Origin of the sequence: Metapseudomonas boanensis, assembly GCF_018704125.1 — a bacterium.
GTDB classification, from domain to species: domain Bacteria; phylum Pseudomonadota; class Gammaproteobacteria; order Pseudomonadales; family Pseudomonadaceae; genus Metapseudomonas; species Metapseudomonas boanensis.
This window is the reverse complement of the sequence record NZ_JAGTIS010000039.1, coordinates 1-4399: the sequence shown is the minus strand read 5'-3', so window position 1 is coordinate 4399 and position 4399 is coordinate 1. Positions and strand designations below refer to the sequence as shown.

6 protein-coding genes are annotated in these 4399 nt (G+C 60.9%); 5 read left to right on the top strand and 1 reads right to left on the bottom strand.

Annotation, left to right across the window (positions count from 1 at the left end):
- On the top strand, positions 1-155 hold a 155-nt coding region (locus J7302_RS26140), incomplete at its 5' end, for a hypothetical protein (protein ID WP_215381740.1).
- 15 nt (positions 156-170) lie between these two features.
- Here J7302_RS26140 and J7302_RS26135 read toward each other — a convergent pair.
- The gene (locus J7302_RS26135) at positions 171-1184 is read right to left on the bottom strand and encodes an AraC family transcriptional regulator (RefSeq protein WP_215381733.1); all 1014 of its coding nucleotides are present in this window, start codon (positions 1182-1184) and stop codon (positions 171-173) included.
- 189 nt (positions 1185-1373) lie between these two features.
- Between J7302_RS26135 and J7302_RS26130 the strand changes: the two genes are divergently transcribed.
- From J7302_RS26130 to J7302_RS26115, 4 genes are all read left to right on the top strand, one after another.
- Complete coding sequence (locus J7302_RS26130; RefSeq protein WP_215381730.1) at positions 1374-2558, top strand: acetyl-CoA C-acyltransferase family protein; 1185 nt, start codon at positions 1374-1376, stop codon at positions 2556-2558.
- A 22-nt stretch (positions 2559-2580) separates the two neighbouring features.
- A complete protein-coding gene (locus tag J7302_RS26125; protein WP_215381726.1) occupies positions 2581-3432 on the top strand; it encodes a 3-hydroxybutyryl-CoA dehydrogenase in 852 nt (283 codons plus the stop codon).
- An 80-nt stretch (positions 3433-3512) separates the two neighbouring features.
- Positions 3513-4208, top strand: coding sequence for a TetR/AcrR family transcriptional regulator (locus J7302_RS26120; protein ID WP_215381723.1), 696 nt, complete (start codon positions 3513-3515; stop codon positions 4206-4208).
- 60 nt (positions 4209-4268) lie between these two features.
- A partial coding sequence (locus J7302_RS26115; protein WP_215381736.1) for an acyl-CoA dehydrogenase N-terminal domain-containing protein occupies positions 4269-4399 on the top strand: 131 nt, incomplete at its 3' end.

The window sequence follows — 4399 nt, the reverse complement described above, 5'->3', positions numbered from 1 at the left end:
GGGGCATCAACGCCTTCGACCAGTGGGGCGTCGAACTGGGCAAGGAGCTGGGCAAGGGTGTCTACTCGCGGCTGGTCGGCCAGGAAGACGCGGCCGCCGAAGATGGCTCGACCCAGGGCCTGATCGAGTTCTTCCGTGGGCGGCATCGGGGGTGACCGGCCAGGGGAGCGTCAGGCGTTCCCTTGCCATTTCGATCGGTAGTGACCGGGGCTCTCTCCGGTCCACTGCTTGAAGGCGCGGTGAAAAGCACTCGCTTCTCGGAAGCCGGCTTTCTCGGCTATGGCCACGATGCTCAAGTCCGTGTTTCGCAGGCACTCGAAGGCGGTGGTCTTGCGTACCTCGTCCTTGAGCTCCTGGAAGGAAAAACCCTCACGCTGGAGTTGGCGGCGGAAGCTGGCGATGCTCAAGCCTCGTTCTTCCGCCATCTCGGCCAATGTAGGCCATTGCTCATAACGGCAATGCCGGAGCTGCTTGTAGACCTGGTTACTGAGCCCCTCTCGATTGCTGAAACGTACGATCAACCATTGCGGTGAGGTGCGCAGGAATTCCTTGAGCGAAGCCTGGTCCTGCACCACGGGTAGATCGAGGTAACTGGCATCGAACTCGATTTCCGTCTGCATGGCCTCATAGGTCAGGTTCGGCCCCCAGAACAGGTGATCGTCGCCATGGGCGGGGCGGGGGTGGCGGAATTGCGAGCGGTCGATCGGAATGCGTCGTCCTGCAAGCCAGCACAGCAGGCCAAGCACCACCGTCAGGAAGGTCTCCTCGGCGATGCAGCGCACGTACGGGTCGTCCCGTTTGTTCTGCACCGTGATCACTGCACGATCGCCGCGCACGGAGAGGCTGCCCTGGATATCCCTGAGGAACAGCCGAAGGCCGCTCAGGCACTGGCGCAGTGCCTGTCCAAGGCTGGTTGCCTGGATCAGCCCTCGGCAGATCAGGGCAAAACTGCCGGTCGGCATGCCGTGCGAGTCATGGCCAAGAAATTCGTCATCCAGTTCGCGTGCGACGGCCAGCCACAATTTGGCGAACGCCGTAGCCGCCACCCGGGTAGAACTGTCAGTCAGCTGTTCTTCGGGGATTCCCGCCTCGGCCAATACAGCTTCAATACGCTCTGGTTGCCCGCGCAGCCCATAAAGCGCTGCCTGAACAAAATACAGGGACACCGAATCCTTCTCTTGCATCGCTCTCGCTCATGGCGGGTTCCCCGCCAGGGGTTGCAAAAAACATCAGCCAAACTCGTCATTTTCGGCATAGGCCGCGAACCATCGCGACTCTAGACTGATCCGTGCGCGACCAGTGTGCCGCCCCGGCGTTCACGCCGGACGCCAATCAGTCGCACCAGTTGGATCCCAATGTCACCGGAGTCTCCTATGCCCAACCCCGAAGTCTATATCGTCAGCGCTGTCAGAACTGCAATCGGTTCCTTCGGCGGTTCGCTCAAGGATACTCCGCCGTCCCAGTTGGCCACGACTGCGGTCAGTGCTGCCTTGCAGCGTAGCGGTTGTGCCGCCGAGCGCGTTGGGCATGTGGTGATGGGCAATGTCATTCCGACCGAGCCGCAGGATGCCTATATTGCTCGGGTCGCCGCAATGAATGCCGGTATCCCCAAGGAGACGCCTGCGTTCAACGTCAATCGCCTCTGCGGTTCCGGACTGCAGGCGATCATCTCCGCAGCGCAGAGCCTGCTGCTGGGTGAAACCGAAATCGCCATCGGCGGCGGTGTCGAATCCATGAGTCGCGGTCCTTACCTGATTCCCGGTGCTCGCTGGGGTGGTCGCCTCGGGGATATGCAGGCCATCGATTACATGCTTGGCATCCTGCATGACCCGTTCCACCGCATTCATATGGGCATTACCGCCGAAAACATCTCCGAGCGCCTCGGTATCAGTCGCGAGGCGCAGGACGCACTGGCGCTGGAGAGCCAGAAGCGTGCGGCGCGAGCGATTGCTGACGGGCATTTCCTCGGCCAGATCGTCCCGGTCGAGGTCAAGACGCGAAAAGGTACGCAGCTGTTCGAGGTCGATGAGCATGTACGAGCTGAAACGTCGCTCGAGCAATTGGCCGGTATGAAGACAGCGTTCAAGAAGGACGGCACGGTGACTGCCGGTAACGCTTCTGGTCTCAACGACGGCGCATCGGCGGTGGTCATGGCCACGGGGGCGGCGATCAAGTCCGACAACCTGCGTCCGTTGGCCCGTCTGGTGAGCTATGCCCATGCCGGCGTCGAGCCTGAGTTGATGGGCTTGGGGCCGATTCCGGCCACCCGTTTGGCATTGCAGCGCGCAGGCCTGAAGGTTTCCGACCTGGATGTGATCGAGTCGAACGAAGCCTTTGCCGCCCAGGCTTGTGCTGTCGCCCGTGAACTCGACTTCGACCCGGCCAAGGTCAATCCGAATGGCTCGGGTATCTCCCTCGGCCATCCGGTCGGGGCGACGGGCTCAATCATCGTCACCAAGGCGATCCACGAGTTGCACCGAATCCAGGGCCGTTACGCCTTGGCGACCATGTGCATCGGCGGCGGCCAGGGCATTGCCGCTATCTTCGAGCGCGTCTGAATCGAGCGGGGATGGGTTGAGTATGAGCAGCGAACGTATTGGCGTGATTGGCGCGGGCATCATGGGGAGCGGTATTGCACAGGTATGCGCGGTTGCTGGCCTGCCGGTGACATTGGTCGATATTTCCGGAGCCGCGCTGGAAAAAGCCATCGCGACCATCGGCAACAGCCTCGACCGTCAAATTCAGAAGGGCGTTCTGAGCGAGGAGGAGCGCGTTGCCGCTCTGGGCCGAATCAGTACCAGTTCCGACTATTGCGAGCTGAGCGGGGCCGCCCTTGTGATAGAGGCGGCGACCGAGAGCCTGGAGTTGAAACTGCACATCCTGAAGCAGGCCGCTGAACAGGTCAGCGCGGACACGATCATCGCCAGTAACACCTCGTCGCTGTCCATCAGCCAGCTGGCGGCCCAGGTCAGTCATCCGGAACGCTTCATCGGGCTGCATTTCTTCAATCCCGTGCCGGTGATGACCTTGGTCGAGGTGATCCGCGGTTTGCAAACGGCAGACGCCTCCTATGCCCGGACCATGGAATTCGCCACGCGGATCGGCAAGACGGCGATAACGGCCGGAAACAGGCCAGGGTTCGTGGTCAACCGCATCCTGGTGCCAATGATCAACGAGGCCATTTTCACCCTGCAGGAAGGTTTGGCCAGTGCCGAGGATATCGATACCGGGATGAAGCTTGGCTGCGGTCAACCGATGGGCCCATTGGCCCTGGCTGACCTGATCGGCCTGGATACCCTCCTGGCGATACTCGAATCCTTCCAGGAGGGGTTCGGAGATCCCAAGTACCGCCCTGCACCCTTGCTGAAGGAGCTGGTGGCTGCGGGCCGTCTTGGCCGCAAGAGCGGTCAGGGATTCCATCGCTATAACTGAGCCGCAGCCGGGCATGGATAGGCCAGCACCGCTCCAAGTCGCGCATGTCGGCCATTGTTCTGCTCGAGGTACCAGTTGATATGAATACCAAACGCCTGATCGCCAGCCCTTCGACCGAGGAGCGATATTCAGCTTCTGGCGAAGAGCCAGTCTCGCGCCTCGAGCAGATCCGCACCAAAGCGCTCGAACTGTTCGCCGAGCGTGGTTTCGCTCAGGTGGGTATGCGCGAGCTGGCCCTTCATCTGGGTATCGCCGCGGGCTCGTTCTACCACCATTTCGAGAGCAAGGAGAAGCTGCTGTTCGAAGTGATCGAGGAGCTCTATGAGGATCTGCTCGAAGCCGCTGTGCTGACAGAGAAGGGCAACGCCTACGGCCGCCTCCAGGGATTGCTGCGGGCACATATCGCCCTGCACGAGCGTCGTCGCCTGCATTTTCTGATGGCCGAGCAGGAGTTCCGTTGTCTCTCGCCGCAACACCAGGAGCAGATCCGGCAGTTGCGCAAGCGCTATGAGGAGAAACTCGTCCGGCGCCTCCTGGAAGCGGGTGCAACAGGTTCCATGCCGGTGCTCCAGGCAACGATGCAGGGTGTCGTTTCCTGGCTGAACAATCTGCCGACCTGGCTGGATCGATCCGGCCTGAACCCGGCACAGAGGCAAGAAGTGATCAATGGGATCGTCTTAGGCTCCTTGTCTGGCGTTCTCAAGCAGCCGCCAGCTGCCGCAGATAGCAAAACGGTAGTTCCGTTGCGAGTCCTGGGTGCAAGCCTGCAAGGCTGACATTCCGATTAATAGATCAGGGCATGGTGAATGCCCTCACATTGTCTGAGTAAACCAATCATGTCTGACTACAAAGCCCCCTTGCGCGACATGCGCTTCGTCCTCAATGAAGTCTTCGACGTGGCCAAACTGTGGTCAGAACTGCCGGCGCTGGCCGAAGTGGTTGACGTCGATACCGCTGCGGCGATCCT

Excerpts from the sequence above, each read along its gene's own strand:
- J7302_RS26135 (WP_215381733.1), bottom strand. The coding sequence starts at position 1,184 with ATGCAAGAGAAGGATTCGGTGTCCCTGTATTTTGTTCAGGCAGCGCTT.
- J7302_RS26130 (WP_215381730.1), top strand. The coding sequence starts at position 1,374 with ATGCCCAACCCCGAAGTCTATATCGTCAGCGCTGTCAGAACTGCAATC.
- J7302_RS26125 (WP_215381726.1), top strand. The coding sequence starts at position 2,581 with ATGAGCAGCGAACGTATTGGCGTGATTGGCGCGGGCATCATGGGGAGC.
- J7302_RS26120 (WP_215381723.1), top strand. The coding sequence starts at position 3,513 with ATGAATACCAAACGCCTGATCGCCAGCCCTTCGACCGAGGAGCGATAT.